We start from the raw sequence: 24,685 nt of genomic DNA, 5'->3' as shown, positions 1-24,685 counted from the left end.
ACTGTCCGCCGCCCACAGACTCAAGGGAAATCTCATCATGAACAGCAAGCAACTCCTCGCCATTTCCGCCGCCGCCTTCGCCCTGCTGGGCACCGTGGGCGCGGCCCACGCCGAAACGTATGAAGGCGTGCACGCCATCACCTCGGCCGCCAGCCGCGCCGACGTGCGCACCGAAGCCGTCGCCGCCGCGCGCAATGGCAACGAGTACTCCGACGCCGCCGCCGAAGGCACCGTCGCCGTGACCTCCACGCTCGACCGCCAGGCCGTGCGCGACCAGGCCGTGGCCGCTGCCCACAACCCGCTGCAAAGCCTGGACCGCCGCGCCTTCTACCGCGACGAAGTGCCCGCCGCCTACAAGAAGCCGGCCGTGAGCTTCACGCGCCAGGCCGGCCTGTAATCACGACGCCACCTGCACCCGCGCCGCGCGCGGGCCTGCAGCTTCGGCGATCGTGAAGCGCACCGGCAGGAAGCGCTCGATCACCGCGCAGTTCGTGCGCGTGTGCGGCGTCACTTCGCTGCAGGTGAACGCGCCCGACTGCCCCGGTTGCCGGAACACCGCCAGCGCCAGCAGCAGCGCCAGCTGATCGGCCAGGTGCGGCCCCACGGCCGCGTCCTCGTGCTTCTGGAATGCGCGCACCTCCTTCACGAGGCCGTGCGCCACCTGCTCCGCGCTCAACGTCTTCTCGCCGAAGGCCGTGAACACCTCGGTGAGGTGTTCGTAGGCCAGCGTCACCAGCAGCGCATTGCCCGGGCCCTCGTTCTGGCGCGTCGGCACCGTGCGCAGTTGCTCGGCTTCCACCGACCAGCCCATCGCCGCCCCCACCGTTTCGAGTTCACGCGCCGCCACATGGCGCGGCAGCCCGGGCGCCAGGCACTCGGCATGGCCCGCCAGCAGATGGCCACGCGACAGCAGGTCGAAGGCCTGCAGCCGCGCGCCTTCCGCAGCCGGCACGATCGTCGCGTCCACCTCGCCGCCACCGGCCGGATAGAAGCCACAACGGCGCAGCACCAGCTGCAGGTCGCCGCCGAGGCGACGCACCAGCGGCGCGAACGCGCGCTCCAGGAAATGGAACGGCGGCGCCATCGGGTTGTGCGTGCCACCGCTCAGCCGCAGCCGGCTCACCTGACCCGCGGGTTGCAGCAGCAGCGGCGGCAGCACGGTCTGCAGCACCAGCATGCAGCTGCCCGCACCGGCGATCGCAAAGCGGTAGTCGCCCGCGCGCACCGGCCCCGGCACGAAGCGCAGCGACTGCGAGCCCAGTTCGGCACCCTCGACCTGCGCGCCGCTGATCTCCGCGGCCGCGTGCACGCACGCCAGGTGCTGGCGCATCAGGCCCGGCTTGGCCCGGCCCGCGCGGATCTTCGCGATGGTCAGCGGCCGGCCCGTGACCATCGACAGCGCGAGGCCGGTGCGCAGGATCTGGCCACCGCCTTCGCCTTGGGAGCCGTCGAGTTCGACGGCATCGAGTGCTCGTTGTTCTTCTTGTGCTTCCGTCATCGGGAAAGTCTTTCTTTCTTGTTCAGTCGTTTGTCGTTGTTCTCGTTCGCGACGTTCCTAGCCGGCATGCGCGACAGCGCACCGCCGTGCTGTGGATGCTGCCGAGCGCCACCTCGTACCACCACTTCTGCTGCTTGGCCGTCCACACCTCTTGCGCGCCGCAGTCGCGGCAGGTGAACGCCTTGTCGACGTAGAAGGTGGGCAACGGTCCGTAGGTGTTGTTGTGCGCGGCCAGCAAGGCCGTGTCGGCAGCGACCATGCCTTCGGCGCGCAGCAGGCGTGCATCGGCCTGGCGCTGCTGCAATGCCACGGCGCGCGCGGCGCGTTCGAGGCGGTGCGCCTTGATTTCGGCGCGGCGTTGCTTGTTGCTCTTCATGATCGCAATGTTCTTCAAATAATCCGAAAGGCACGCAGGTGGAGCTCCATCTCACCCGGGAAGCCATAGGGCAGAAGAGTGCGTGGACTTTCCTCGGACAGCAGTTCTTTTCTTCGGCTCCAGAAAGCCGCCACGGCCGCCTTCTGCGCTTCCTTCGGAGGCACGTAGCAATTGGCCATCGCCTTGCACCAGGACTCGACTTCAATGGTCACGGCATGGCAGAGGTCGCCGGAAAGGTTTCCTCTCTCCATGAGTGCCATGACAAACAGCAAGCGATCCCAGGGCGATCCGGACCTGAGCATTGCCATGACTTCCGGTGCGACCTCCTGACGTTCCAGACCCATCCGCATCAGCGCATCCGGGCGAGGCAGCGATGCGCCGCGCCGGATGTGCTCGACCGCGAGGCGACGTACCTTCGGTGAAGCGTCTGCCAGGATCTCCATCAATTCCCTGTCGACCTCTTCATCTTTCGCGGCACAGAGCACGAGCCATCGGGCAAGGCGCCGCAGCGGCACGACCTTCGACGCCTGCAACCCACGGGCATACCCCGTCGCGCGCGAGTCCTGAAGCAAGTGCAGCACGTGAAGGGCGGCCGTCTTTCGCGCGTCGACTTGGGGGAGTTCCAAGATCTCCGCCGCCCGACTGGCGAACTCCTCCCTGCTCACAGCCGACGAATTCACAACCAGCGAACGCACGACCGCGCTCGTGTCGAAGCACATGGACCGGGCAAACCGCTGCACATCGAAGTCTTTCTCGCCCAGAAGCACCCGGGTGGCCGCTGCCCGCACACGCGGCAGGCATGCACGGGAGGCGATCTCGAAAAACTTGCGCCTGTCCGCCGACGACTGCAGCCGGTCTGCCGCGTTGAGGCAGAGCTGCGCCGTCGGTGGGTCGCGCGAGAGCGCACCTTGTGTCAGCAGCGCCAGAAGCGCTGGACCCGCGTTCGCCCGCTGGAGGCGCAGCGTGAAGATCCAACGCCGCATGGCATCGTCGAGCACCGGAGCCTGACGCTCCAGCTCGTCGGTGTTGCGCGCAAGAAAATCCTCGATGGCGACCCGCAGCGCGCGCAGGTCGGTCCTGCGGATGCGATAAGCGAAGGCCAGCTCCGGCAAGGCATGCGCCCAATGGCCGATGAACTCGTCGCGCATGAAGGAGGCGAGGCCTTTCTTTGCGGCCTCGCCCACCCCCGGCACCCAGTCGTCGACACACACAAGCAGGATGGCGATGGCCCGCGGGTCTTGACGCCGCACCAGTTCGGCCACGACGGCTTCGCGCTGATAGCCGTCATAGGAACGTGCAAGCTCTTTCAATTCGCTGAATGCGAGCGCACTCGCATCCAGCGTCGGCACCGCCTCGGTTCTACTTTTCCACCATGTCATCGCAATGTCCTTTTCTCGGCGCCTGGAACTTGCGCCGCCTCCCTTTGCCAGGGCGATGATCGCGCCTGGCTCTACCCCTTCACACACACCACCTGCTTGAGCGTGTAAACCACCTCCACCAGGTCCTTCTGCGCCTCCATCACCGCGTCGATGTCCTTGTAGGCCATCGGGATCTCGTCGATCACGTCGGCGTCCTTTCGGCATTCGACGCCTTCGGTCGCGGCGATCTGGTCGGCGACGGTGAAGAGCTTCTTGGCTTTCGTCCGGCTCATCTTCCGGCCCGCGCCGTGGCTGCAGCTCATGAAGCTCTCGGGGTTGCCCTTGCCGCGCACGATGTAGCTCTTGGCGCCCATGCTGCCAGGGATGATCCCCAGCTCGCCGAGCTTGGCGCTCACCGCGCCCTTGCGGGTCACGAGCACGTCCTGCCCGAAGTGCGTCTCGCGGCTCACGTAGTTGTGGTGGCAGTTCACCGCTTCCACGTGCGCCTCGAAGGGCTTGGCAATGACCTTGCGCGCGGCCGCGACCACGCGCTGCATCATCACTTCGCGGTTCGCCCGCGCGAACTTCTGGGCCCAGCCCACCGCGCGCACGTAGTCGCCGAAGTACTGGGCGCCTTCCTCGAAGTACGCCAGGTCCTGGTCGGGCAGGTTGCGCTGGTGCAGCTGCGCGTCCTTCTTCGCGAGTTCGATGAAGTGCGTGCCGATGGCATTGCCCACGCCGCGCGAACCCGAGTGCAGCATGAACCACACGGCGCCCGCTTCGTCCAGGCACACCTCGATGAAGTGGTTGCCGGTACCCAGCGTTCCCAGGTGCTTGTGGTTGTTCGTGTTCCTGATGCGTGGATGGTCCTCGCAGATCAGCTCGAACTCGTCCACCAGCTTGGCCCAGGCGGCGTCGGTTTCATCGGGCGGCGTTTCCCACGAACCCTTGTCGCGGCCCATGCGCTTGGGGTTGCTTCCGTGCGGCACGGCCTTCTCGATCGCCGAACGCAGCGGGCCCAGGTTGTCGGGCAGGTCGCGTGCGTTGAGCGTGGTCTTGCAGGCCATCATTCCGCAGCCGATGTCCACGCCGACGGCGGCGGGGATGATGGCCTTGAAGGTCGGGATCACCGAACCCACGGTCGCACCGATGCCGTAGTGCACGTCAGGCATGGCCGCGATGTGCTTGAACACGATGGGCAGGCGCGCGGCGTTCTCGAGCTGCTTCTGCGCCTCGTCTTCCACGGGCACGCCGTTCGTCCACATCTTCACCGGGACGCCGTTGGCAACTTCATGCAGTTTGTAGTTCGTCATTTTTCTTTCCTCTTCTCTCTATCTATTCTTCACACTCGTTTGGTGGACACGGCGGGATTCGAACCCGCATCAATACGGCGACCATGGTGTTTGAGTCCGATGGCCCAGTCGACGATTGGAAACGCGCGCCAGTGACAGACCCGTCATCGGAGCCAGCACCTGCATCCTCAACCTTGCTCGTCAACCGACTTGCCCGCCGTACCTGGTCTTACCCAGGCTGCCGGCAATTTCAAACATTTTTGGCAGTGGCGCTCCCTTCTGTGCCTGCGTGCCCGTGTCTCTCTCTTTTCTCTACCGCTCAGGACCCGTTCGGCCGCAGCGTCACGAGTCCGTTGAGCACCTGGTCCAGGCCGCCGACCACCGAGATCTTGTCGATGCGCTCGGCCACGCGCTCCAGCGTCTCGAGTTCCTTCATGCGCAAGGCGACGGGGTTGCCCTCCATCACCTTCGCGGTGTTCAACAGCGAGCGCGTGGCCGCGGTTTCCTCGCGGCGGCGGATCACGTTGGCCTGGGCCGACTTCTCGGCCTCCACCACCTGCGCGAGGATGGTCTTCATCTCGCCCGGCAGGATGATGTCCTTCACGCCCACGCTCTCCAGCACCAGGCCTGAACCCTCGAGCCGCTCACGCACCTGCGCCAGCACCGTCTGGTCGATGGCGGACTTGTTCTCCAGCAGCGCGTCGAGCGTCTGCTCGCCCACCGCCGCGCGCAGGCCGAACTGCAGCTCGCGGTACACATGCTCGGCCGGCTTGGGCATCTGCGCCAGGGCTTGGCGCACATCGGCAAAACGCCACACCGCCGACAGGTTCAGCCGCAGCCCCACCTTGTCGCGGGTCAGGATTTCCTGGCCGCTCACTTCGGCGATCTGCGAGCGCAGGTCCACGCTGGTCACAGCCACCTGCCGGTTGAAGCGCCAGAAGCCGTGGTTGCCCGGCGGCAGCAGCGCCTGCATCTGGCCTTCGAGGGTCAGCACGCCGGCGTGGAACTCGGGCACCTGCACCAGCAGCACGCCTTCGAGCCCCTGCACCGCACGCGGACGCAGCGCCACGCTCTGCAGCTTGGCCAGCAGCTCGGCCGGCAGGCGTGCATCGGCGGCCACGTCGATCACGTCGACGCGCTGCTCGCGCAGGCCGCGCCAGTAGAGCTTGCGGGTGGCGGGCGGCAGCACCTGCACCAGCACGCCGTCTTCATGGCGCAGGCCGACCTCGGTCTCACCCAGCGACACCTGCACGAACTCGCGCTGCACCAGCTGCGGCTCGCGCGCCAGGAAGTAGTCGGCCAGCTCGTGCTCGAAGGCCGGCTCGGCCAGCGAGAAGCGCTCGAGCTGCACGGTGTCGAAACCCGTGAACACGCGGTACTTGCCGGCGGCGTACAGGCCCTCGAAATCGCCGTTGCGCAGCAGCAGCACGCGTTCATTCTTCTTGACGGTGAATTGGGTGAATCCCAGCATTTCTTCTTCCTCTCTCTTCTTCTTCGTTGCGGTTGTCGTTCGTCTACGTTTCGTGTCGGGGCCCACGAAGGACAGGCGGCGGGCACCGTGGCTTGCGAGGTCAGCAACGCAGCGGTCGACGGGTCGGTGCGGTGGCGCGGCCACTCGGGCTACGCCATCGCCTCCTTCTGCGTCGATGGCTGCATGCGGTTCCTTGCAGAACGCGCGATGCGCAAGCCGCCTGCACTGGCACGGTGTCGCTCGGCCGGGCCCTGCCCTGCGCCTCGCTCCGGTGTGCCGGGGCGGTGGGGCTTTCGCCCCCATCAAAGCGGCGGTGCGAACACCGCCGAAGGTTGTTTGCGGGAATCGAACCCGCCACGCCGCGTGGTTAGCACGGTGCTCCACCATGAGCAGACTGGAACAAGTCCAGTGACCAAAGCAGTTCAACAGCGGCATACCGCGGACCCAAGAACAGGTCTGGCCTGCGGCACCGGGCCGCTTTCATGCGGCACCTGGGAGCGGATGAACTGCATCCGGACCCTTTCTCTATTGCAGCGAGCGTGCCAACTTGCGCGCACGGCGCCCGAAAACAGGGCGATGGCGATGCAAGTCATTGACCGGCAAGGGAAATTTCTTCTTCGCCCTGTGTGACACGGCGCCGATCCCTTGCTAGCATTCGGATAATTTTTAGAAATTCAGCTAGTCTTTTATCCATGAAGCCCATCGTCGTCATCGGTTTCCTCGGCACCCAGCTCGATGCCGGCCAGGGCGCGGGCCGCTGGCACAAGTGGCGCCCCACGGTCTCGCTCGCGCAGCACGACGACATGGTGGTCGCGCGCATCGAGCTGCTGCACACGCGCAAGCACACGGCGCTGGCCGAGCTGGTGAGGGCCGACATCGCCGCCGTGTCGCCCGAGACCCTCGTCCACCTCGTGCCCTTCGACCTCGAAGACCCGTGGGACTTCGGCGAGGTCTACACGCGCCTGTACGACTGGGCGCGCGCCTACCCCTTCCAGCCCGAGCGCGAGCAGTACTGGACGCACATCACCACGGGCACGCACGTGGCGCAGATCTGCATGTTCCTGCTGTCGGAATCGCGCGTGGTGCCCGGCGTGCTGGCCCAGACCTCGCCACCACGCAAGCAGCGCCAGGGCGACGCCGGCAAGGTCGCGCTCATCGACCTCGACCTGTCGCGCTACGACCCGATTGCGCGCCGCTTCGACGCCGACCAGCGCGACGCGGTCGCCTTCCTGAAGAGCGGCATCGCCACACGCAACGCGCGCTTCAACGCGCTCATCGACGAGATCGAGCGCGTGGCCGTGCGCTCGCGCGCGCCCATCCTGCTGGTGGGGCCGACGGGCGCGGGCAAGTCGTTCCTGGCGCGCCGCATGTTCGAACTGAAGCAGGCGCGCCACCAGGTGACGGGGCCGTTCGTCGAGGTGAACTGCGCCACGCTGCGCGGCGACGGCGCGGCCTCCACGCTGTTCGGGCACAAGAAGGGTTCGTTCACCGGCGCGGCGAGCGACCGCGCGGGGCTGCTGCGCACCGCGCACCAGGGCGCGCTGTTTCTCGACGAGATCGGCGAGCTCGGCCTGGACGAACAGGCCATGCTGCTCAAGGCCATCGAGGAAAAGCGCTTCTTCCCCGTGGGCGCCGACAAGGAAGTGGAGAGCGACTTCCAGCTCATCGCCGGCACCCACCGCGACCTGCGCCGTGACGTGGCGCAGGGGCGCTTTCGCGAAGACCTGTTCGCGCGCATCAACCTCTGGACCTACGACCTGCCCGGCCTCGCACAGCGGCCCGAGGACATCGAGCCCAACCTCGACCACCTGCTGGCCCTGCACGCGGCCGAGAACCACCGCGTGGTGCGATTCAACGCCGAGGCGCGCACGGCCTACCTGCGCTTTGCGCAAAGCAGCGAGGCAATCTGGCGCGGCAACTTCCGCGACCTCTCGGCGAGCGTGACGCGGCTCGCCACGCTGGCCGATGGCGGGCGCATTGCCGTCGCGCTGGTCGAGGCGGAGATCGCGCGGCTGCGTTGGCTGTGGAAGCACGAGGGCGCGGGCACATCGGCGGCGGCGGGCGACGACGTCGACCTGGAAGCCCTGCTCGGCGAAGAGAAGTTCGCGGCGCTCGACCTGTTCGACCGCCTGCAGCTCGAGGCGGTGGTGCGCGTGTGCCGGCCGGCGCGCAGCTTGTCGGAGGCGGGGCGCCAACTGTTCCAGGCCTCGCGGACGCAGCGCAGCGTGGTCAACGATGCGGACCGGCTGCGCAAGTACCTGGCCAAGATGGGGCTGGACTGGGGCCGAATTTCAACGCTTGCGAAGCACTGAGGAGAACCTGTCCATGTTCGACTTCTTGAAGAAAGCTCCCAAGGAAGAGCCCGCCAGGAGGGCGTCGCCCGACCATTCCGCCGTCGAGATCAACGACGCCAGGTTGCGCACTGGCAAGGAACTGCGCGCGGTCTTGTACCTGTACGGGGACAGCACGTACATCGTCTCCTCGACCACGAGCATCGCCGAGACCGGCACGCCCATCGTGCTCGACGCATCGGCGCCCGACGACCAGATCGGGCTGGCGATCTGCGACAAGCTGCTTGATGCCTGGCAGCACGATCTGGGAGACCTTCGAGCTCACAAGCAGGACGACTGGCAGGTGCTCAAGGCCTCCGGCGCAAAGACCGGCAGGCAGTTCAACGAGAACGCGCTGCACATGGTCATCGAGACCATCAATAGCGCCATCCGCTTCCAGATGCGCTACCGGGTCACCCTGGAGCCGGACTTCCACGCGGGCGCCGTCTTGTCGAATGGGGTGGAACACGAACAGATCGGCATCACCGTCCGACGGCTGGTGGTCGCCGCGAAAGCACTGCGGGAGGCCGATTTCTTTTGAGGCAGAAGGCGCCTTCATCGCCGCGTTTTCCGGGAGCGAATCGGAGCATCGATGGGCTATCCTCCGCCCGATGCCCATCTCCGCATTCGCCGTGAAGGTCCCCGCGGCTGAAACCTTCGCCGCAGACCTTCGCCGCCGTTTCGACCCCACCGTGGCGCTCGGCGTGCCCGCCCACATCACGCTGCTCGTGCCCTTCATGGACCCCGCGCTGATCACCGACGAGGTGCTCGCCCGTGCGCGGCGCGTGCTGCAACGCACGGCGCCGTTCTCGTTCGTGCTCGGCAAGGTCGGGCGCTTTCCCGAGACCGCCTACCTGGCACCGGAGCCCGCTGCGCCGTTCATCGAAATGACGCGCGCGCTGGTGAAAGAGTTTCCCGACTTCCCGCCGTACGACGGCGCGCATGACGACATCATTCCGCATCTGTCGGTGGCGCACGGCAACGCGCTGCACGCGGAAGGAGCGGCCATCGAACTGCAGGCGCGGCTGCTTGCGTCGGGGCCGGTGCAGGCGCGCTGCACGGAGGTCGTGCTCATCGAGAACGCGTCGGGGCGGTGGATGGACATGCATGTCTTCCCACTCACCGCCCCCGCGACGATCCTTCGCCCATGACCGAGATCTACATCAGCACCGACGTCGAAACCGACGGCCCCATTCCCGGCCCGCACTCGATGCTCAGCTTCGGCTCGGCCGCCTACACGGCCGACAAGCAACTCGTGTCCACCTTCAGCGCCAACCTGCACACGCTGCCCGGCGCCGAGGCCGATCCGAAGACGGCTGCCTGGTGGCAGACGCAGCCCGAGGCCTGGGCCGCGTGCCGCACCGACCTGCAGGACCCGACGCACGCCATGAAGAACTACGTCGCGTGGCTCAAGGGGCTGAAGGCGCGGCCGGTGTTCGTGGCGTACCCGGCGGGCTTCGACTTCCTGTTCGTCTACTGGTACCTGATGCGCTTCGCGGGCGAGAGCCCGTTCAGCCATTCGGCGCTCGACATGAAGAGCTTCGCGATGGCCCTGCTGAAGATCGGCTACCGCGACAGCACCAAGCGCGCGATGCCGCGCCGCTGGTTCGACGCCGGGCTGCCGCACACGCACGTGGCGCTGGACGACGCCATCGAGCAAGGCGCCCTCTTCTGCAACATGCTTGCCGAAAGCCGGCGGGCCGGCGGACCGCAGGCATGACGACCACCACCACCGCACCCGCTCGCCGCTGGTGGATGTCGCTCGCCGCCCTGCCCCTCTTCCTGCTCGGCGGCTGCGTGCAGTCGATGTTCTATTACCCCGACCGCGTGCGCTACGAAACGCCCGACGCGCTGGGCCTGCGTTACGAGAACGTGCGCTTCACCAGCGCCGACGGCACGCGCCTGAGCGGCTGGTTCATTCCCGCCGCGGGTCGGGCGGACCCGAAGACGGCGAAGGGCACCGTGGTGCACTTCCACGGCAACGCGCAGAACATGAGCAGCCACTGGCGCTTCGTCGCATGGCTGCCGGCGCAGGACTACAACGTCTTCGTTTTCGACTACCGCGGCTATGGCGAATCGGACGGCGAACCCGAACCCCGCGGCGTGTTCGAGGATTCGAACGCCGCGCTCGACCATGTGCGCGCCCGCGCGGACGTCGATGCGTCGCGGCTGTTCGTCTTCGGGCAGAGCCTGGGCGGCACGAACGCAATCGCGGCCGTGGGCTCGGGCAACCGGGCCGGCGTGAAGGCGGTGGCGATCGAGTCGACCTTCTATTCGTACCGCTCCATCGCCAACGACAAGCTGCCGGGCGCCGGCCTGCTGGTGCGCGACGACTACGCGGCCTCGAAGTTCGTCGCGGCCCTTGCGCCGATTCCTCTGCTGCTGATCCACGGCACCGCCGATATGGTGATTCCGCAAGGCCACTCGCAGCGCCTGCTGGCCGACGCGAAAGAACCCAAGCAGCTGATCGAAGTGCCAGGCGCCGGCCACCTCGAGCCGATGGCGGCGCCGCGCTTTGGCGCCACGTACCAGCAAGCCCTCACCACCTTCTTCGACAGCGCCCCGGCGCTGCCTGCCCGCCCATGAAACACTTCGACGAAGCCGCCACCGCCGCACCCCTGGGTTTCGAGCGGCTGGTGCCCGCGCTGCGCGCCGCCTTCGCGGCCGAGGCGCAGGTGCCGCCGCGCCACGTGCACAGCATCGAGACCGGTGGCGACGCGGCCACGCGCGGCACGGTGCTGATCATGCCGGCGTGGAGCGACGCGGGCTTCCTGGGCATCAAGACGATCAACATCTTTCCGGGCAACGGCGCGCGCGGCCTGCCCGGGCTGCACGCGACCTACGTGCTGTACGACGCGCGCACGGGCGTGCCGCTGGCGATGATGGACGGCAACGAGATCACGGCGCGGCGCACGGCGGCCGCCTCGGCGCTGGGCGCTTCGTTCCTGGCCCGCACCGATGCGCACAAGCTGCTGGTGCTGGGCACCGGCCGCATCGCGCGCATGCTGCCCGCCGCGCACGCGAGCGTGCGACCCATCGACGAGGTGTGGGTGTGGAACCACCGGCCTGAGGGCGCCGAGGCGCTGGCCGAGCAATGGCGCAGTGAGGGATGGAACGCGCAGGCGGCCGGCACCGACCTCGAAGCGGCCGTGCGCAGTGCCGACATCGTGAGCTGCGCCACGCTGGCGACCACGCCGCTGGTGCGTGGCGAATGGCTGGCACCGGGCGCGCACCTCGACCTGATCGGAAGCTTCACGCCCGCGATGCGCGAAGCCGATGTGCAATGTTTCGATGGCACGCGCACCTTCATTGACACGCCCGAGGCGCTGCAGAAGGCCGGTGACCTGCTCGACGCGATCGCGGCCGGCACCCTGCGTGCCGACGCGGTGCAGGGCACGCTCGCCGAGCTGTGCCGCGGCACGCGGCCCGGGCGCACGGGCGATGCAGAGCGCACGGTGTTCAAGGCCGTGGGCAGCGCGCTCGAAGACCTGAGCGCGGCCACGCTGGTGTGGCAGGCGCGCGCAAACCCCTGAGGTCCGCGCGGCCCGCCGTCAGCGTCAGAACGTCACGTTCGCAGACAGCCAGATCGTGCGTCCCGCCGGCGTGGTGCCCGCCACCGACGCACCGCCCTGGAAGTACTCGTTGACCCAGGCCGAGGTGCCGGCCAGGTTCACCTGCTGGAACTTGCGGAAGTCCTTGTTGAACAGGTTGTTGATGTTGGCGTTCAGGCGCACGTTCTTCGACACCTGGTAGGAGCCGCCCAGGTGGAACAGGTGATACGCCTTGATGTCGCCCACCGCGCGGTAGATCGCCAGGTTGTTGCCCGTGAGGCGCGCCGGGTCGCCGGTGAAGCGCGGGCTCTTGCCGCGGTACTCGCCGCGCAGCCAGAAGCGCCACTTGGCGTCGGGGTTCCAGTCGAGCTGCGCGTGCAGCAGGTGGCGCGCGGTGTCGGCCAGCTTGCCGTTCTTCACGCCGCCCTCGATCACTTCGCTGTCGGTCCAGGTGTAGCCCGCCTTCAGGCCCCAGGCCTTGGTGAGCTGCACGCGGCTGCTCAGCTCCATGCCCCAGGTCTTGGCCTGGTCGACGTTGACCGAGTAGTTGGCGGTCGGGTCGACGATGCAGCTGGAGATGCGCGCCACGCTGCAGTCGCCGCCGCTGGCGATCTTGTCCTTCACCTTGTTGTGGAACAGGGTCGCCGAGGCGGTCAGGCCCTTCTGGTTGTTGAACAGCGCCGACAGCTCGGTGCTGGTGCTGGTCTCGGGCTTGAGGTTCGGGTTGCCGATGTTGAGCGTGGCGCCCTGGCCGCTCACGCCGCTGATGCCGTCGATCAGCTGGTTCAGGCGCGGCGCGCGGAAGCCCTTGCTGACGCCACCCTTGAAGGTCCACTGCGGCGTGGCGTCCCAGACCAGGTAGCCGCGCGGGCTCACGTGGCCGCCGAAGGCGCTGTGGTGGTCGTAGCGTCCGCCCAGCGTGGCGGTGAGGCCGGGCGCAAGGCGCCATTCGTCTTCGGCGAACAGCGCCCACATGGTCTGGCTCTGCGAACGCGGCAGCAGGCCGTCGACCAGCTTGGCGTCCCACCACTGGCCGCCGACCGTCAGCACGTGGGCATCGCCCACCGGCGCGACGAGCTTGCTGTCGAGCACGAGGTTGGTGGTCTTGAGTTCGCGCGCGCGGCCGCGGTCGGCTTCGCTCAGCCAGTACACGGTGCGGCGGGCCGCGGCATTGCGCGGAATGGCGCCGCCCGGAATCGTGCGGCCGACGGTCTCGGTGGTGGTGTGCATCAGGCTGCTTTCCACCGTGCCGAAGCCCAGGCGCCCGGTGTGGCCGATGGCGACCTGGTCGCGGTTGAAGCGCAGCGCGTCCAGGTAGCCCGGCGGGTTGTTGCCGGTGCGGTTGGGCGCGGCGGCGTCGCGCGTGCCCAGCCGGCCGTCTTCGTTGTCGTACCAGCTGCGGCCCGATTCGACGTCGAGCCAGATGTCGTGCTGGCGGTTGGGCGTGAGCATCAGGCGGCCGCCCACGCTGTGCTGGCGGCTCTCGGCGGGCGCGGGGTTGCGGGCCGTCGCAGGTTGCGCCTGGCCGGGGGCCAGCACCCAGTCGGCGGCTTCGCGGCGGTAGATGTTGCCGCGCAGGGTCAGGCCCAGCAGGTCGGTGGCCACGGGGCCGCTGAGGTAGACGCTGGAGCGCGTCTGCGAGCCCCACTCGCTGTCCTGCGGGATGCCGGTTTCCATCGTGACCTGGCCGCCCCATTCGCGCGCCACCTTGCGCGTGATGATGTTGATCACGCCGCCCATGGCGTCGGAGCCGTACAGCGTGGACATCGGGCCGCGGATGACCTCGATGCGCTCGATGGCCGCCAGCGGCGGCATGAAGCTGGTGTGCGCGGCGCCGAAGCCGTTGGGCGTCACGTCGCCGGCCACGTTCTGGCGCCGGCCGTCGATGAGGATCAGCGTGTAGTCGCTGGGCATGCCGCGGATCGAGATGTCCAGGCCCCCGGTCTTGCCGGTCGAGCCGCCCACGTCGATGCCTTCGACGTTCTGCAGCGCCTCGGCCAGGTCGCGGAACTGGCGCGTTTCCAGCTCCTGGCGCGTGATCACCGAAATGGACGCGGGCGCGTCCTTGAGTTCCTGCTCGAAGCCGGTCGCGCTGACGACGACCTCGCGCAGTTGTTGTTCAGCGGGCGTCTGGGCGAACAGGGCGGGAGAAAAAAGAGATGCGGCGGCCAGCGCCAGCACCGACGGACGCGGCCGACGGCCGCAACGCGAAAACAACATGCAAAAACTCCACGGGAAACGGCAGGAAAAACAGGGCCGCTCTCGGGATGCGTTGTTGTTGCGTACCAACTGATCAGCATCAATTCTATTGAGAATGAAAACAAATATTATTTGCATCCAGAACCAACGAAGGGACATTGCGAGAGGCCGATGGCGCTTCGTGTAGGCCCTGCTTCCGGCCACCCAGACAAACCCCATGTCAGCCGAAAGTTCATCTTGAATTCGGGGGCGGATACGTCATCTGGCGAATGGCAGCCCGCGAAGGGCGCTGTTACTCTGGAACAAGAAAAAAGAGAGGTCCGCCATGCTCACCATCCTTCAGAAAGCCGTGATCCTCGGGAAGGCCGGCGTCGACGTACCGGCCCGTCCGCTGGACGACCTGTCGACGCCGATGGCCACCGGCTCGCCGGTGAAGGCGGAAGGCGTGTCGCAGAAGGCGCACGAATGGGCGCGGGCCGTCGAGACCCTGTACGTCAGCTACGTCGCGGCGCGCGCCGCGAAGAGCCTGCGCGACGCCGAAGAGGCGCGGCAGTCGGCCATGCTGCGGCAACTGTCGGCCGCGGTGCAGGCCTGAGCACCATGGGACTGTTCGATTTCCTGAAGAAGAAAAAGCAGCCGGAAGTGGACATGCCGTCGACGCTCGAGGCCGGCATGGCCTCGCAGGCGGAAGACTTCATCGGCGCCTTCTCGCAACCCGGCGCGCCCATCGACAGCGCGGCGCTCGACTACTCCGAAGCCTCGCTGGTCCTGGTCGACCAGGTGCTCGAAGACTTCTTCCAGCAGCAGGCGCCCTTGCCCGACGACCTGCACTTCCTGGCGTCGGCCTACGTGTTCGAAACCGCACGCCGCGAGTTCGGCGGACACTACCTGCGCGGCGACGACGACAACCCCTTCGTCCTCGTGATCGGCCCCGACAGTGCACAGGTCGGCGTCTGCGCGATGGCCAAAGTGCGCGGGCGCGCCGTCAACGGCCCCGAGGACAGCCTGGCGTTCTTCTACGCCGGCATCGCGCCCGTGGTGCAGCGCGGCGTGAGCGCCACGCTGGTCTGACACAGCGGCAGCAGCGGGCGCCTCACGGCCCGCTGCCGCCCCCTGCCACCTCCCCTTCAGTCGAATTGCGTGGCGACCTGCCGTTGGGTGCCCAACCCTTCGATGCCCAGCGTGACGACATCGCCGCGCTTGAGGTAGACCGGCGGCTTGAACCCCATGCCCACGCCGGGCGGGGTTCCGGTGGAAATGATGTCCCCCGGGCGCAGGCTCATGAACTGCGAGAGGTACGCGATCAGGTAGCGCACGCCGTAGACCATGGTGGCCGTGGAGCCGCTCTGGCGCCGCACGCCGTTGACTTCCAGCCACATGTCCAGCTGCTGCGGGTCGGGCACTTCATCGGGTGTCACGAGCCAGGGCCCGATCGGTCCGAAGGTGTCGGCCGACTTGCCTTTGGTCCACTGGCCCTGGCGTTCGGTTTGAAAGGCGCGCTCCGACACGTCGTTGATCAGGCAGTAGCCCGCAACGTGCTTCATCGCATCCGCTTCGCTGACGTACTTCGCGGTCTTGCCGATCACCACGCCCAGCTCCACCTCCCAATCGGTCTTGGTGGAACCGCGTGGAATCTCCAGCGCGTCGCTCGGTCCGCCGATCGCCGAGGTGGCCTTCAAAAAAACGATGGGCTCGGGCGGCACCGTGGCGCCGGTCTCGGCCGCGTGGTCCGAGTAGTTGAGCCCGATGCAGATGAACTTGCCCGAGCCGGCCACGCAGGCACCGATCCGCGGGGAGCCCTCCACCAGCGGAAGGCTCTGCGGGTCCAGCGCGGCGAGGCGCGCCAGGCCGGCGGGCAACAGCACCTCGTGTGCGATGTCGTTCACGTGCATGGAGAGGTCGCGCAAGCGGCCTTCTGCGTCGAGCATCGCCGGCTTTTCCTGGCCGACGGCCCCGTAACGCAACAGCTTCATTCGTCATTCCTTGGTGGTTGGTTGGCTGGCTATCTGGCGGCGTTGCCGCGCGCCTTGCCGAGCTCGGAGAACAGTTCCTGGGTCAGTGCCGGATCGATCTGTTTGACATGCTTGTCCGTGACCGGCGCGAGCTTCTCGCGCAGGCGTTCGCGCTCGGCGGCGGGGAACTCGGTCAACACCATGCCCTGGCCCTTCAGGAACTCGGCGGCCCTGGCGTTGACGTCGCGGTTGGCGGCGCGCTGGAAGGGCTGCGTCTCCCGGGCCGCATCGAGAAGGATCTTGCGTTCGTCGTCCGACAACTGCTCCCAGCGCTTCTTGCTGAACAGCAGCACGACGGGGTTGAACACGTGCCGCGTGTTGGAGCCGTACTTCTGGATCTCGTAGTACTTCGAGGCTTCCACCAGCGAGTACGGATTTTCCTGGCCGTCGACGGCCTTCTGTTCCAGCGCGGTGTAGACCTCGGGCAGCGGCAGCGGCGACGGGTTGGCGCCCAGCGCGCGGAAGGCATCGATCATCACGGGGATCTGCATCACGCGCAGCTTCAGGCCCTGCAGGTCTTCCATCTTCGCCACCGGCCGCCGGCTGTTGGTGACGTTGCGAAAGCCGTGCTCGAAGTACGTGAGGCCGATCAGCCCCTTCTCGGGCAGCTTGTCCAGCAGCTTGCGGCCGACCGGCCCATCGAGCACGAAGTCGGCTTCCTTCTCGTTGTTGAACAGGAACGGCAGGTCGAACAGCGAGAACTCCCTGGCCATGCCCGAGAGCAGGCCCGGGATCGCCATCGTCATTTCCACCGTGCCGCCCTGCAGCGAGGCGATGACCGAGGCATCGCCGCCGAGCACGCCCGAAGGAAAGAGCTTCACCTTCATCTTGCCGCCGCTCTTTTTCTCGACGATCTCCGAGAAGCGCTGCGCCCCCATGCCCTGCGGATGCTCCTTCTGGTTCACGAAGGCGAACTTGAAGGTGCGCTCCTGGATGTTCTGCGCAGCGGCGAGGCCGGCCGCCAGGAACGCGCTCAGGACGAGGCAGGTGGCGGCCAGGCGATGCGGCAATTTCTTGAGCATGGGCATCTCGGTGAGAAGGTGTGGCGACCCGCGCGCGATCAGACCGCGACGCGTTCGAACTGGACGCTGCGGCAGTCCATCTCGTACTCGAGATCGACCACCGGCGGGCGGTTGTAGTGCCACGTCAGCCCGTGCCGCGCGGCACCGCGCTTGACGATCTCGTCGGCGATGAAGGGATGGATGTCGTGCACCGTGTACAGCTGCGAGCCCGTGGTGCTGGCCCAGGTGAAGCCCAGCGATGCCAGTCGGCGTTCCATTTCGTCGAGCACCCACTGCGCCTTCTTCAGGATGGCGGGCGGCGAGGTGTCGCCCAGGCGCACGGCATGGTCGCGGTAGTGCCCCTTGCCTTCCGGCGCTTCGGCGCTGCCCGCCACCACGAACGACGCCGCCGCCTCGGCGTCGGGCACGGTGTAGCTGAAGGCATGGAACGAAGGCTCCGACGGCGGCGACAGCGCGGGGCACACGTTGCTTCGCGCCACCGGGTTCAGGTCGCCGATGAAGATCCCCCATTCCTTCAACGTGCCCACGTAGAGGTTGTTGAACTCGACGAAGCCCTGTTCGGTGAACGGTGCCGGGGACCGCAGTTCGCACGCGCAGAAGGCGGCCAGCGGACGCGAGGCCTCCTCCAGGATTTCCTTGATGCGCCGAAAGCCCTGCTTCAGGGGCAGGGGCTCCAGGAAGCGCACGCGCTCGATGCGAAACCCAGGTTCGGCGGCCACGCCAGCCGAGTACTGCTGGACGCCCGGAATGAACCGATAGCCGCCTGGGAGGGAGAGTTGGAGTGCCGACACGTGATTTCCTTTTTGGAGAGCGAGAGAAAAAGAGAGAACGGGCACAGGAGCTCAGGGGATCTGGCTCCAGCGCTGGTTGGCCCCGCCATGGCAGGCGTAGGTGGACAGCGCCGTGCCCTGCGTGGTGGTCGAGCCGGGCACATCCAGGCACGCACCCGAAGACACCCGGTTGCGCAGCGTCGCCCCGACCACGCTCCACTGCGTGGCCGCACCCGCCGTGCACGCCAGCTGCACCACCGGGCCGCCACCGGCGTTGGTGTTGCCCTGCGCCAGGCACAGGCCGCTGTGCTTCGCGACGAACTGGCTGTAGCCGCCGCTGCTGTTGACGGTGAAGGTCTCGTTGGCGCCGTTGCCGCAGGCCCACTGCACCACCGTGGCGCCGCTGGCCGTCGAGCCGCCCGACACGTTGACGCACAGGTTGTTGACCTCCGAGCGGATGCGCGTGTCGATCGCCGGTGCCGTGTCGAACGACTTCACGTACTCGCCCAGCGCCAGCAGGTCGGCCGCCGGCAGGCTCGATGCGTCGCCGTGGCCGCCCGCGAGCACGTCCTGCAGCGTGGCCTTCTGGCCGTTGTGGAAGAAGCTCGGGTTGCTCCAGGTGCCGTAGAGCGTCGGGGTGTCGAAGCCCACGCCGGCCAGCGGCTGGTTGCTGCCCCTGCCCGACGAGAGCTGGATCGTGCCCACGTCGTGCCGCAGACCGTCGCGCAGGCTGCCGGCCGTGTGGCAGGTCGCGCACTGGGCCGTGTTGAACACGGTCTGGCCGCGCACCGCGTCCACGCTGAGGTTGCCGTCCGCCGCGCGGGCCGGGCTGCGCATGTACTTGTTCAGCGAGTTCAGGTAGGCCGCGAGATCGTCGAGCTGCGCATTGCGGCCGGCCTTCGGCACGCCGAGCGGGTCGCCCGTGGCCGAGAAGTCGGCGTTGGTCAGGAAGCCCGTGCCGCCGAACTCGTTGCGGATGTCGTGCTCGAAGTCCTGCACCTCGTCGAAGTTGGCGGTCCAGTGCAGCTTGCCGTGGCCCGTGCCGCGACGGCCCTGCAGGCTGATGGTGCGGCGCAGTCCCTCGCCGCGCTGGGTGAAGTCCCACACCATGCCGTCGTCGCTGCCATCGGCATGGCAGCTCGCGCAGGACATGTAGTTGTTCATGCTCATGCGCCGGTCGGACGCGTTGTAGAACACCTGCTTGCCGCGCAGTGCCGCGGCGGCCATCGGCTCCTGCGCGACCGTGGTGATGTTCTGCAGGAAGGCCGGGGCCGCCGACTCCGAGGACAGCACCTGCGCCACGTCGTGCACCGACACCGAGCGCGCCAGGAAGTTGTTGACGTACAGCCGCTTGCGCGCCGCATCGAGGTACAGGCCGTGCGGTGCGCTGCTGGCGTTGATCTCGCCGCGCACCGAACGGTTGTAGGCATCGACGATGGCGATGCGGTTGCCTTCCATCTGCGCCACGAAGATGTAGTCGCCGGCCGGCGAGTACAGCGCGGCGCGCGCGGGGGCGCGGTCGTTGAAGTCGAGCTGTTCGCTGAACACTTCCGCGGCCGTCTGCAGGTTCACCTGCGACAGGATGGAGCGCACGGTCTTGTCGTGCTCCAGCGGCAGGCCGTCGCGGAAGGTGCCGCGCACGATGTTGTCCTTCTTCGAAGGCAGGAGCGCACGCGCACCATCGGGCGAGATCACCACCTGGCTCAGGTAGTTGGGCACGCCGCGCGAGGCGGCCTCGGTGTCGACCGTGGTCGTGTCGACCGCCAGGGCGATGGTGGTGGCGCTGCTGAAGCTCTGCAGGTTCACCTTGTGCAGCTGACCGCCCGTCATCTTCGACTTGAAGCGTGTCACGTAGGCCGATTGCGAACCCGCATCGACCGCGATGCCGCGCACCGCGCCTTCCAGGGGGAGCGTGCCGGTGGCAGCGCCGGTGGTCGGATCGAAGCTGACCAGCGCCGACTTGCTTTCCAGCGTCAGCAGGCCCTTGGTGCCATTGGGCGTGAAGACGACGCCGTACGGGCCGCTGCCGTAGGCCAGCGGCACCGTGGTCGACAGCGTGCCGTCGGCTGCGTTGAGCGCCACCAGCTTGTCCTCGCCCTGCACCGTGACCCAGATGCGGCCGTCGGGGCCCACGGCCAGCGTCTTGGGCTCATCGCCCACGCGCACTTCCCAGCGCTTGGCGAAGGTCTGCGCGTCGATGGCCGCCACCGTGCCGCTGTCGGGGTTCACCGAATACACCGCGTTCGCATCGCCCGCGATGTTGGTCGTGTGCGTCGGCGCCGCCGCCGTGACGGGCGCGATCACCGTGAGGTTGTAGGTGTAGAAGGTCTCCTGGCCGTTCGCGGCCTTCACCGTCAGCGTCACCGTGTAGTGGCCGGGGCTGCTGTAGGTGTGCGTGACGCCGGGTTGCGAGGCGTACGCGCTCTGCGTGCCGTCGCCGAAGTTCCAGCGGAACTGTGCGCCGGTGGCACCGAGCGTGGCCGGGTTGAAGTTCAGCTGGCCGTTGACGATCTTCGGTGCACCCACGATGCCGGGATCGCCGATCACGGCCTGCGCCCGCAGCGCCGCCACGTCGATGTCGCCGAGCACGCGGCCGTACACGCGCACTTCGGCCAGCGTGCCCTTGAAGAGTGCGGTGTTGCCCTGGATCTGGCCCAGCAGCTGGAACTTGGTCGACAGGCCCTTGGTGCCGGTCGGGCCGGTCGAGGTGGTCTTCACGCCGTCGACGTACACCGCCTGCGCGCCCGAAGCCGCGTCGCGTGTGAGCACGACGTGGTGCCAGTTGCCGTCGTTCACGGCGCTTTGCGAGCGCGTGCCTGCGTGGTCGCCTACCGACAGCTTGATGTTGCCGGTGCTGTCGAGCCAGCCCCAGAACACGTCGTCGACGCCCGGCGACTGGTCGCGTCCGAAGATGCCGGGCGCGGTCCACGAATTCGCACCGCCGGCCTGCGTGGTCTTCATGTAGAAGCTCAGCGAAGCGGTGCCGCCCAGCGTGGTGGACACGCTGTCGTTCTTCAGCTGCACGCCCGTGGTGCGATTGGCGAAGTTCAGGCCGATGCTCTCGAACGCATCGCCGGTGGCGGGCGTGCCGTTGTTGGCGCTGATCTGGTCACCGAGGTTGCCCGTCAGCGCCCAGTGGTGCATCAGGTTGATGTCGTTGGCGTTGCCGGTGTTGAAGGTCGAGCGGTAGTCGGCCGCAATGGCATTGCCCGCATAGTCCTTCAGGCCGTTGGCGGGCAGGAACACCTCGTAGGCGGTGCCCGGCTGCAGCGGCTGCGCGGGGTGGAAGTTGACGATGCCCAGCTGCACGCTGTAGGTGCCCGCCAGCGTGTTGCCACCGACCGGGCGCACGATGAAGGTGTTGGCGTTCACGCTCTCCGGGCGGATGCTGTCCGTCATGCCCAGGCCGATGCGCGAGGTGAGGGCTTGTTGCTTCGCACCGTTCACGGGCGAGACCTGCTTCACTTCGGGCTTGGTGGTGTCGGGGTCCACCGCATGCACGATGAAGCCACTGCCCGAGCCGTGGTCGTTGCCGACGTAGATCAGATTGCCGAACGGCGACACCTGGCCGTGGTCGGAGCTGGAGAAATCGGGGTGCGTCGTTGCGAACAATCCGCCGCGCCCGACCTCGACGTGGTTGAGCGGGTTGCTCACATCGACCTTGTGGATGTAGTTCTGCGCGCCCTGGAACACGAAGTTGTCCTGCGTGCTGCAGTACAGCTGCTGGTTGATCACCAGCCGGTTGTCCTCGGCCACGAAGCGCGACCGGTCGCTCAGGTCGTAGCCGTACATCTTGCCGCCGCTCTCCTGCGCGGAGGCGTAGACCTTCTTGCCGTCGAAGCAGGTGGAGTAGTAGCTGGCGGTGGACCCGGAGACGGTGTCGAGCACCTTGGGATTCAGCGGGTCCGAGATGTCCAGGCTGGCGAAACCGCTGGTGTTGGTCATGGACGTCAGCACCATGTGGTTGCCCATGGTGAAGATCGGCCCCACGCGAAAGCCGCCGAGCTCGCCGGTCGGTATCGGGTTGGGCTTGCCGGCGCCGCGGTTCGCGAGCTGTGCGTTCGCGGGGTCTGCGGCGTCGATGACGAACACGCCCTGCTCCGCCGCCGCCACGTACAGGTAGGGCGCCTGCCACCACAGCTGCCAGCTCACGTTGTTGTAGTCGCCCTTGTTGACGTTGGGCAGCACCAGCTTCTTCACTTGCTTGACGTCGTTGATGTCGGTGAAGTCCCAGAACTCCACGCCGAAGACGCTGGGCACGGCGACGTACTGCTTGCCGCCGATGGTGGCGATGCCGATGGAATGCGGCTCCCTCAGTTCCTTGGTGCGGCCGTCCGGCTCGTAGATGCGCTTGACGAGCCGCAGGTTGCGCGGATCGGAGACGTCGTAGAGCAGGAAGCCGCCAGGGCCCAGCCCGCCGTCGGGCGTGAACGTCGTCAGGAAGTAGCCGTTGATCATGAGGCCCACGTTCTGGCCGTAGTGGTACTTGGTGTACCCGGCGGTGGGGTGCGTCACGCTGCCCCCGGGGATCTTCGGCACGTCGGCGCCGGTGCCGGCGCCGACGCCGGTGTCGACCTCCTCCTTGATCATCGAGATGGGCTTGAACAGCTCGGCCTGCGTGTAGGTCAGGTTGCCCAGTCCGGGTCCCTGCAGCGGCAAGGGATCGGCCACCAAGTCAGCGGCCGCGGAGGCCATGCTGGTGGCAGCCTTCCTGATCGTGTCGAGGGGGTTCACCCCGGTGATCGCCGCATGCGTCAACAACGCACAGCCGAACAGAAAACCTACCGCAAGAACTTTCTTGGTGCTCATTTTCATCCTCGCAAATTCGATCGGACGCCATCTTTCGGTGGGAAAAGATTCGACCGGAATCTAGCAGCGGATGCGTGCGCGAACGGCATTGAATTTCGAAGGGAGAGTTCGAATATTTAGATCATTGCTCAGGGTAAATGGTGATGTTTTGGCATAGGTTGTGCTTCAAAGTTCGGGCCTGAAAAAAGTGAATTCATTGCCCACCGATCGCCCATGAAGGAACACCCCATGTCTCACGCCGGTCTTGTTGTCCAGCGCCTGCCCCGTCTGTCCAAGCGCAGCCTGCTGGGCGCTTCGCTGCTCGCGATGCTGTGCACCACGCTGCCTCACCATCCAGCGCATGCGCAAAGCCCGCGCAACTTCGCCACGCTGGCGATGGTCGCCGAGCCGCAGACGCTCGACCCGATGGCCTCCACGGCCGACCTGGTCGGAACCATCATGCAGCACGTGTACGAGACGCTGTACACCTTCGACGCCAAGTGGAACGTGGTGCCGATGCTGGCCGAGGGCATGCCGAAAATTTCGGCCGACGGCAAGACCTACGCGATCACGCTGCGCAAGGGCGTGGCGCTGCACAACGGGCGCGAGCTCACGGCCGACGACGTGGTGGCCAGCCTGCAGCGCTGGATGGACCAGTCGCCGCGCGGCAAGGCCGTGGGCAAGGAAATCGAGAGCCTCAAGGCCAAGGGCCCGCTGGGCGTGGAGATCGTGCTGAAGGCGCCGTACGCGCCGCTGCTGTCGCAACTGGCTTTGCCCAGCAATGGCACCGCCGCGATGATGGCCAAGGAATCGATGGCCTCGCCGCTGAAGGACTTCGTCGGCACCGGCCCCTACAAGTTCAAGGAGCGCCGTCCCGACCAGTTCGTGCTGCTCACGCGCTTCGACAAGTACAGCCCACGCAAGGAACCTGCGAGCGGCTACGGCGGCAAGCGCGAAGCGGTCATCGAAGAACTGCGCTTCGTTCCCGTGCCGAACGCGAGCACGCGCGTCGAAGGTGCACTCGCGGGCCAGTACGACTTTGCCGACCTGCTGCCGGTGGAAGCGCTGCCGCGCCTGGAGAAGGCCAGTGGCAAGACGCTGCCGATCATCACGCCCGCTTTCGGTTTTCCGCTGGTGGTCTTCAACACCAAGGAAGGCCCGCTCGCCAGCCAGGCCGTGCGCCAGGCCCTGCAGACGGCGATGGGCCAGGGCGAGATGCTCGCGGCCGGCTTCGGCGACACGCGCTTCTTCATCGCGGAAGCGAACCACTTTCCCAAGAGTTCGCCGTTCTACTCGGCCGCCGGCGCCGACCAGTACAACCAGCGCAACGCCACCAAGGCGAAGGACGCCGCCGCCAAGGCCGGCTACAAGGGCGAGCCGATCCGCGTGCTCACCAGCCGCCAGTACGACTTCCACTACAACATGTCGCTGTTGATGGCCGAGCAGCTCAAGCGCGCCGGCTTCAAGGTCGACCTCAACGTGGTCGACTGGGCCACGCTCACCCAGCGCCGCAACGACCCGCGGCTGTGGGAAATCTTCATCACCCATTCGGGGCTGTTCCCCGAGCCCATGCTGTCGCCACCGCAACTGGGCGACGGTGCACCAGGCTGGTGGGACTCACCCGCCAAGAAGGCCTCGCTCAGCGCATTCAACACCGAGAGCGATCCGGCCAAGCGCGGCGCACTGTGGGGCAAGGTGCAGCAGGTGGTGTACGACGAGGTGCCGTACATCAGCGTCGGCAAGTTCAACGCCCTCTCGGCCAAGAGCCCGGCACTGGACAACTACCAACCCACGAACTGGCCCTTCTTCTGGAATGTGAAGATCAAGTAGGAGGCGCGCTTGTTCCGTTTCATTGCCTCGCGCTTCGCCGGCATGCTCATCGTGCTGTCCCTGGTGGCCGTGCTGGTCTTCGTGCTCACGCGCGCCGCCTCGGGCGACCCCATCTCCGTGCTGCTGGGCGACCAGGCCACCGCCGCCGACATCGCCCGCGTGCAGAAGGACTACGGCCTGGATAAACC

General features: G+C 67.1%; 20 protein-coding genes and 1 pseudogene. 11 read left to right on the top strand and 10 right to left on the bottom strand.

Translation table 11 applies throughout. The annotated features are described in order from the left end of the window. Positions 1-37: 37 nt before the first annotated feature. Positions 38-397, top strand: a complete 360-nt coding sequence (locus AC07OX_RS15750) for an alpha/beta hydrolase (RefSeq protein WP_307637548.1) — start codon at positions 38-40, stop codon at positions 395-397. Here the strand turns inward: AC07OX_RS15750 and rtcA are convergent, their stop codons facing one another. From rtcA to AC07OX_RS15725, 5 genes are all read right to left on the bottom strand, one after another. After that, the gene (gene rtcA, locus AC07OX_RS15745; RefSeq protein ID WP_495261234.1) at positions 398-1,498 is read right to left on the bottom strand and encodes an RNA 3'-terminal phosphate cyclase; all 1,101 of its coding nucleotides are present in this window, start codon (positions 1,496-1,498) and stop codon (positions 398-400) included. A gap of 22 nt (positions 1,499-1,520) precedes the next feature. Further along, positions 1,521-1,874 carry a zinc-ribbon domain-containing protein gene (locus AC07OX_RS15740; protein ID WP_139699966.1) on the bottom strand — a complete coding sequence of 118 codons (354 nt, stop codon included), beginning with the start codon at positions 1,872-1,874 and terminating at the stop codon, positions 1,521-1,523. 14 nt (positions 1,875-1,888) lie between these two features. Then, positions 1,889-3,253 carry a hypothetical protein gene (locus tag AC07OX_RS15735; protein WP_495261235.1) on the bottom strand — a complete coding sequence of 455 codons (1,365 nt, stop codon included), beginning with the start codon at positions 3,251-3,253 and terminating at the stop codon, positions 1,889-1,891. 71 nt (positions 3,254-3,324) lie between these two features. Then, the gene (locus AC07OX_RS15730) at positions 3,325-4,545 is read right to left on the bottom strand and encodes an RtcB family protein (RefSeq protein ID WP_493193092.1); all 1,221 of its coding nucleotides are present in this window, start codon (positions 4,543-4,545) and stop codon (positions 3,325-3,327) included. A 298-nt stretch (positions 4,546-4,843) separates the two neighbouring features. Continuing rightward, on the bottom strand, positions 4,844-5,995 hold the full coding sequence (locus AC07OX_RS15725; protein ID WP_095746717.1) for a slipin family protein: 1,152 nt from the start codon (positions 5,993-5,995) through the stop codon (positions 4,844-4,846). 692 nt (positions 5,996-6,687) lie between these two features. Here AC07OX_RS15725 and rtcR point away from each other — a divergent pair. The 6 genes from rtcR (at position 6,688) to lhpI (ending at position 11,858) form a co-directional block, all read left to right on the top strand. Further along, positions 6,688-8,307, top strand: a complete 1,620-nt coding sequence (gene rtcR / locus AC07OX_RS15720; protein ID WP_495261236.1) for an RNA repair transcriptional activator RtcR — start codon at positions 6,688-6,690, stop codon at positions 8,305-8,307. A 13-nt stretch (positions 8,308-8,320) separates the two neighbouring features. Continuing rightward, entirely contained in the window at positions 8,321-8,866 is a 546-nt protein-coding gene (locus tag AC07OX_RS15715; protein WP_495261237.1) for a hypothetical protein, read from the top strand. Positions 8,867-8,936: 70 nt separating this feature from the next. Further along, positions 8,937-9,476 carry a 2'-5' RNA ligase family protein gene (locus tag AC07OX_RS15710; protein WP_495261238.1) on the top strand — a complete coding sequence of 180 codons (540 nt, stop codon included), beginning with the start codon at positions 8,937-8,939 and terminating at the stop codon, positions 9,474-9,476. Further along, on the top strand, positions 9,473-10,045 hold the full coding sequence (locus AC07OX_RS15705; protein ID WP_159272961.1) for a 3'-5' exonuclease family protein: 573 nt from the start codon (positions 9,473-9,475) through the stop codon (positions 10,043-10,045). The genes AC07OX_RS15710 and AC07OX_RS15705 overlap by 4 nt, the downstream gene beginning before the upstream one ends. Next, positions 10,042-10,911: an alpha/beta hydrolase gene (locus AC07OX_RS15700; RefSeq protein WP_495261239.1), complete on the top strand. Its 870-nt coding sequence runs from the start codon at positions 10,042-10,044 to the stop codon at positions 10,909-10,911. The genes AC07OX_RS15705 and AC07OX_RS15700 overlap by 4 nt, the downstream gene beginning before the upstream one ends. Then, positions 10,908-11,858, top strand: coding sequence for a bifunctional Delta(1)-pyrroline-2-carboxylate/Delta(1)-piperideine-2-carboxylate reductase (gene lhpI, locus AC07OX_RS15695; RefSeq protein WP_495261240.1), 951 nt, complete (start codon positions 10,908-10,910; stop codon positions 11,856-11,858). The genes AC07OX_RS15700 and lhpI overlap by 4 nt, the downstream gene beginning before the upstream one ends. A 24-nt stretch (positions 11,859-11,882) precedes the next feature. On the opposite strand, the gene AC07OX_RS15690 is transcribed toward lhpI, so the two are convergent. Continuing rightward, a complete protein-coding gene (locus AC07OX_RS15690) occupies positions 11,883-14,096 on the bottom strand; it encodes a TonB-dependent receptor domain-containing protein (protein WP_495261241.1) in 2,214 nt (737 codons plus the stop codon). A gap of 304 nt (positions 14,097-14,400) precedes the next feature. Between AC07OX_RS15690 and AC07OX_RS15685 the strand changes: the two genes are divergently transcribed. Then, the gene (locus AC07OX_RS15685; protein ID WP_070061928.1) at positions 14,401-14,670 is read left to right on the top strand and encodes a hypothetical protein; all 270 of its coding nucleotides are present in this window, start codon (positions 14,401-14,403) and stop codon (positions 14,668-14,670) included. Positions 14,671-14,675: 5 nt separating this feature from the next. Next, entirely contained in the window at positions 14,676-15,146 is a 471-nt protein-coding gene (locus tag AC07OX_RS15680; RefSeq protein ID WP_495261242.1) for a hypothetical protein, read from the top strand. 56 nt (positions 15,147-15,202) lie between these two features. On the opposite strand, the gene AC07OX_RS15675 is transcribed toward AC07OX_RS15680, so the two are convergent. The 4 genes from AC07OX_RS15675 to AC07OX_RS15660 are packed head-to-tail and all read right to left on the bottom strand — an operon-like array spanning position 15,203 to position 22,688. Beyond that, positions 15,203-16,048 carry a fumarylacetoacetate hydrolase family protein gene (locus AC07OX_RS15675; RefSeq protein WP_495331109.1) on the bottom strand — a complete coding sequence of 282 codons (846 nt, stop codon included), beginning with the start codon at positions 16,046-16,048 and terminating at the stop codon, positions 15,203-15,205. A gap of 29 nt (positions 16,049-16,077) precedes the next feature. Continuing rightward, positions 16,078-17,109, bottom strand: a complete 1,032-nt coding sequence (locus AC07OX_RS15670; RefSeq protein WP_495261244.1) for a TRAP transporter substrate-binding protein — start codon at positions 17,107-17,109, stop codon at positions 16,078-16,080. Positions 17,110-17,147: 38 nt separating this feature from the next. After that, complete coding sequence (gene cnbZ, locus AC07OX_RS15665; protein ID WP_062479841.1) at positions 17,148-17,900, bottom strand: 2-amino-5-chloromuconate deaminase CnbZ; 753 nt, start codon at positions 17,898-17,900, stop codon at positions 17,148-17,150. A 51-nt stretch (positions 17,901-17,951) separates the two neighbouring features. Beyond that, on the bottom strand, positions 17,952-22,688 hold the full coding sequence (locus AC07OX_RS15660) for an Ig-like domain-containing protein (RefSeq protein WP_495261245.1): 4,737 nt from the start codon (positions 22,686-22,688) through the stop codon (positions 17,952-17,954). A 228-nt stretch (positions 22,689-22,916) separates the two neighbouring features. Between AC07OX_RS15660 and AC07OX_RS15655 the strand changes: the two genes are divergently transcribed. Both AC07OX_RS15655 and AC07OX_RS15650 read left to right on the top strand, forming a co-directional pair. Next, positions 22,917-24,497, top strand: coding sequence for an ABC transporter substrate-binding protein (locus tag AC07OX_RS15655; RefSeq protein ID WP_495261246.1), 1,581 nt, complete (start codon positions 22,917-22,919; stop codon positions 24,495-24,497). 9 nt (positions 24,498-24,506) lie between these two features. Beyond that, positions 24,507-24,685 (top strand): annotated as a pseudogene (locus AC07OX_RS15650) (ABC transporter permease); the annotation flags it as partial.

It is taken from the genome of Variovorax sp. GW821-FHT09D07 (assembly GCF_059416345.1).
The sequence above is the reverse complement of the archived record's forward strand: the minus strand, read 5'-3'. Positions and strand labels throughout refer to the sequence as shown.

Coding starts and splice junctions, on each gene's coding strand:
- AC07OX_RS15750 (WP_307637548.1), top strand. CDS start 38: ATGAACAGCAAGCAACTCCTCGCCATTTCCGCCGCCGCCTTCGCCCTG.
- rtcA (WP_495261234.1), bottom strand. CDS start 1,498: ATGACGGAAGCACAAGAAGAACAACGAGCACTCGATGCCGTCGAACTC.
- AC07OX_RS15740 (WP_139699966.1), bottom strand. CDS start 1,874: ATGAAGAGCAACAAGCAACGCCGCGCCGAAATCAAGGCGCACCGCCTC.
- AC07OX_RS15735 (WP_495261235.1), bottom strand. CDS start 3,253: ATGACATGGTGGAAAAGTAGAACCGAGGCGGTGCCGACGCTGGATGCG.
- AC07OX_RS15730 (WP_493193092.1), bottom strand. CDS start 4,545: ATGACGAACTACAAACTGCATGAAGTTGCCAACGGCGTCCCGGTGAAG.
- AC07OX_RS15725 (WP_095746717.1), bottom strand. CDS start 5,995: ATGCTGGGATTCACCCAATTCACCGTCAAGAAGAATGAACGCGTGCTG.
- rtcR (WP_495261236.1), top strand. CDS start 6,688: ATGAAGCCCATCGTCGTCATCGGTTTCCTCGGCACCCAGCTCGATGCC.
- AC07OX_RS15715 (WP_495261237.1), top strand. CDS start 8,321: ATGTTCGACTTCTTGAAGAAAGCTCCCAAGGAAGAGCCCGCCAGGAGG.
- AC07OX_RS15710 (WP_495261238.1), top strand. CDS start 8,937: ATGCCCATCTCCGCATTCGCCGTGAAGGTCCCCGCGGCTGAAACCTTC.
- AC07OX_RS15705 (WP_159272961.1), top strand. CDS start 9,473: ATGACCGAGATCTACATCAGCACCGACGTCGAAACCGACGGCCCCATT.
- AC07OX_RS15700 (WP_495261239.1), top strand. CDS start 10,042: ATGACGACCACCACCACCGCACCCGCTCGCCGCTGGTGGATGTCGCTC.
- lhpI (WP_495261240.1), top strand. CDS start 10,908: ATGAAACACTTCGACGAAGCCGCCACCGCCGCACCCCTGGGTTTCGAG.
- AC07OX_RS15690 (WP_495261241.1), bottom strand. CDS start 14,096: ATGTTGTTTTCGCGTTGCGGCCGTCGGCCGCGTCCGTCGGTGCTGGCG.
- AC07OX_RS15685 (WP_070061928.1), top strand. CDS start 14,401: ATGCTCACCATCCTTCAGAAAGCCGTGATCCTCGGGAAGGCCGGCGTC.
- AC07OX_RS15680 (WP_495261242.1), top strand. CDS start 14,676: ATGGGACTGTTCGATTTCCTGAAGAAGAAAAAGCAGCCGGAAGTGGAC.
- AC07OX_RS15675 (WP_495331109.1), bottom strand. CDS start 16,048: ATGAAGCTGTTGCGTTACGGGGCCGTCGGCCAGGAAAAGCCGGCGATG.
- AC07OX_RS15670 (WP_495261244.1), bottom strand. CDS start 17,109: ATGCTCAAGAAATTGCCGCATCGCCTGGCCGCCACCTGCCTCGTCCTG.
- AC07OX_RS15660 (WP_495261245.1), bottom strand. CDS start 22,688: ATGAGCACCAAGAAAGTTCTTGCGGTAGGTTTTCTGTTCGGCTGTGCG.
- AC07OX_RS15655 (WP_495261246.1), top strand. CDS start 22,917: ATGTCTCACGCCGGTCTTGTTGTCCAGCGCCTGCCCCGTCTGTCCAAG.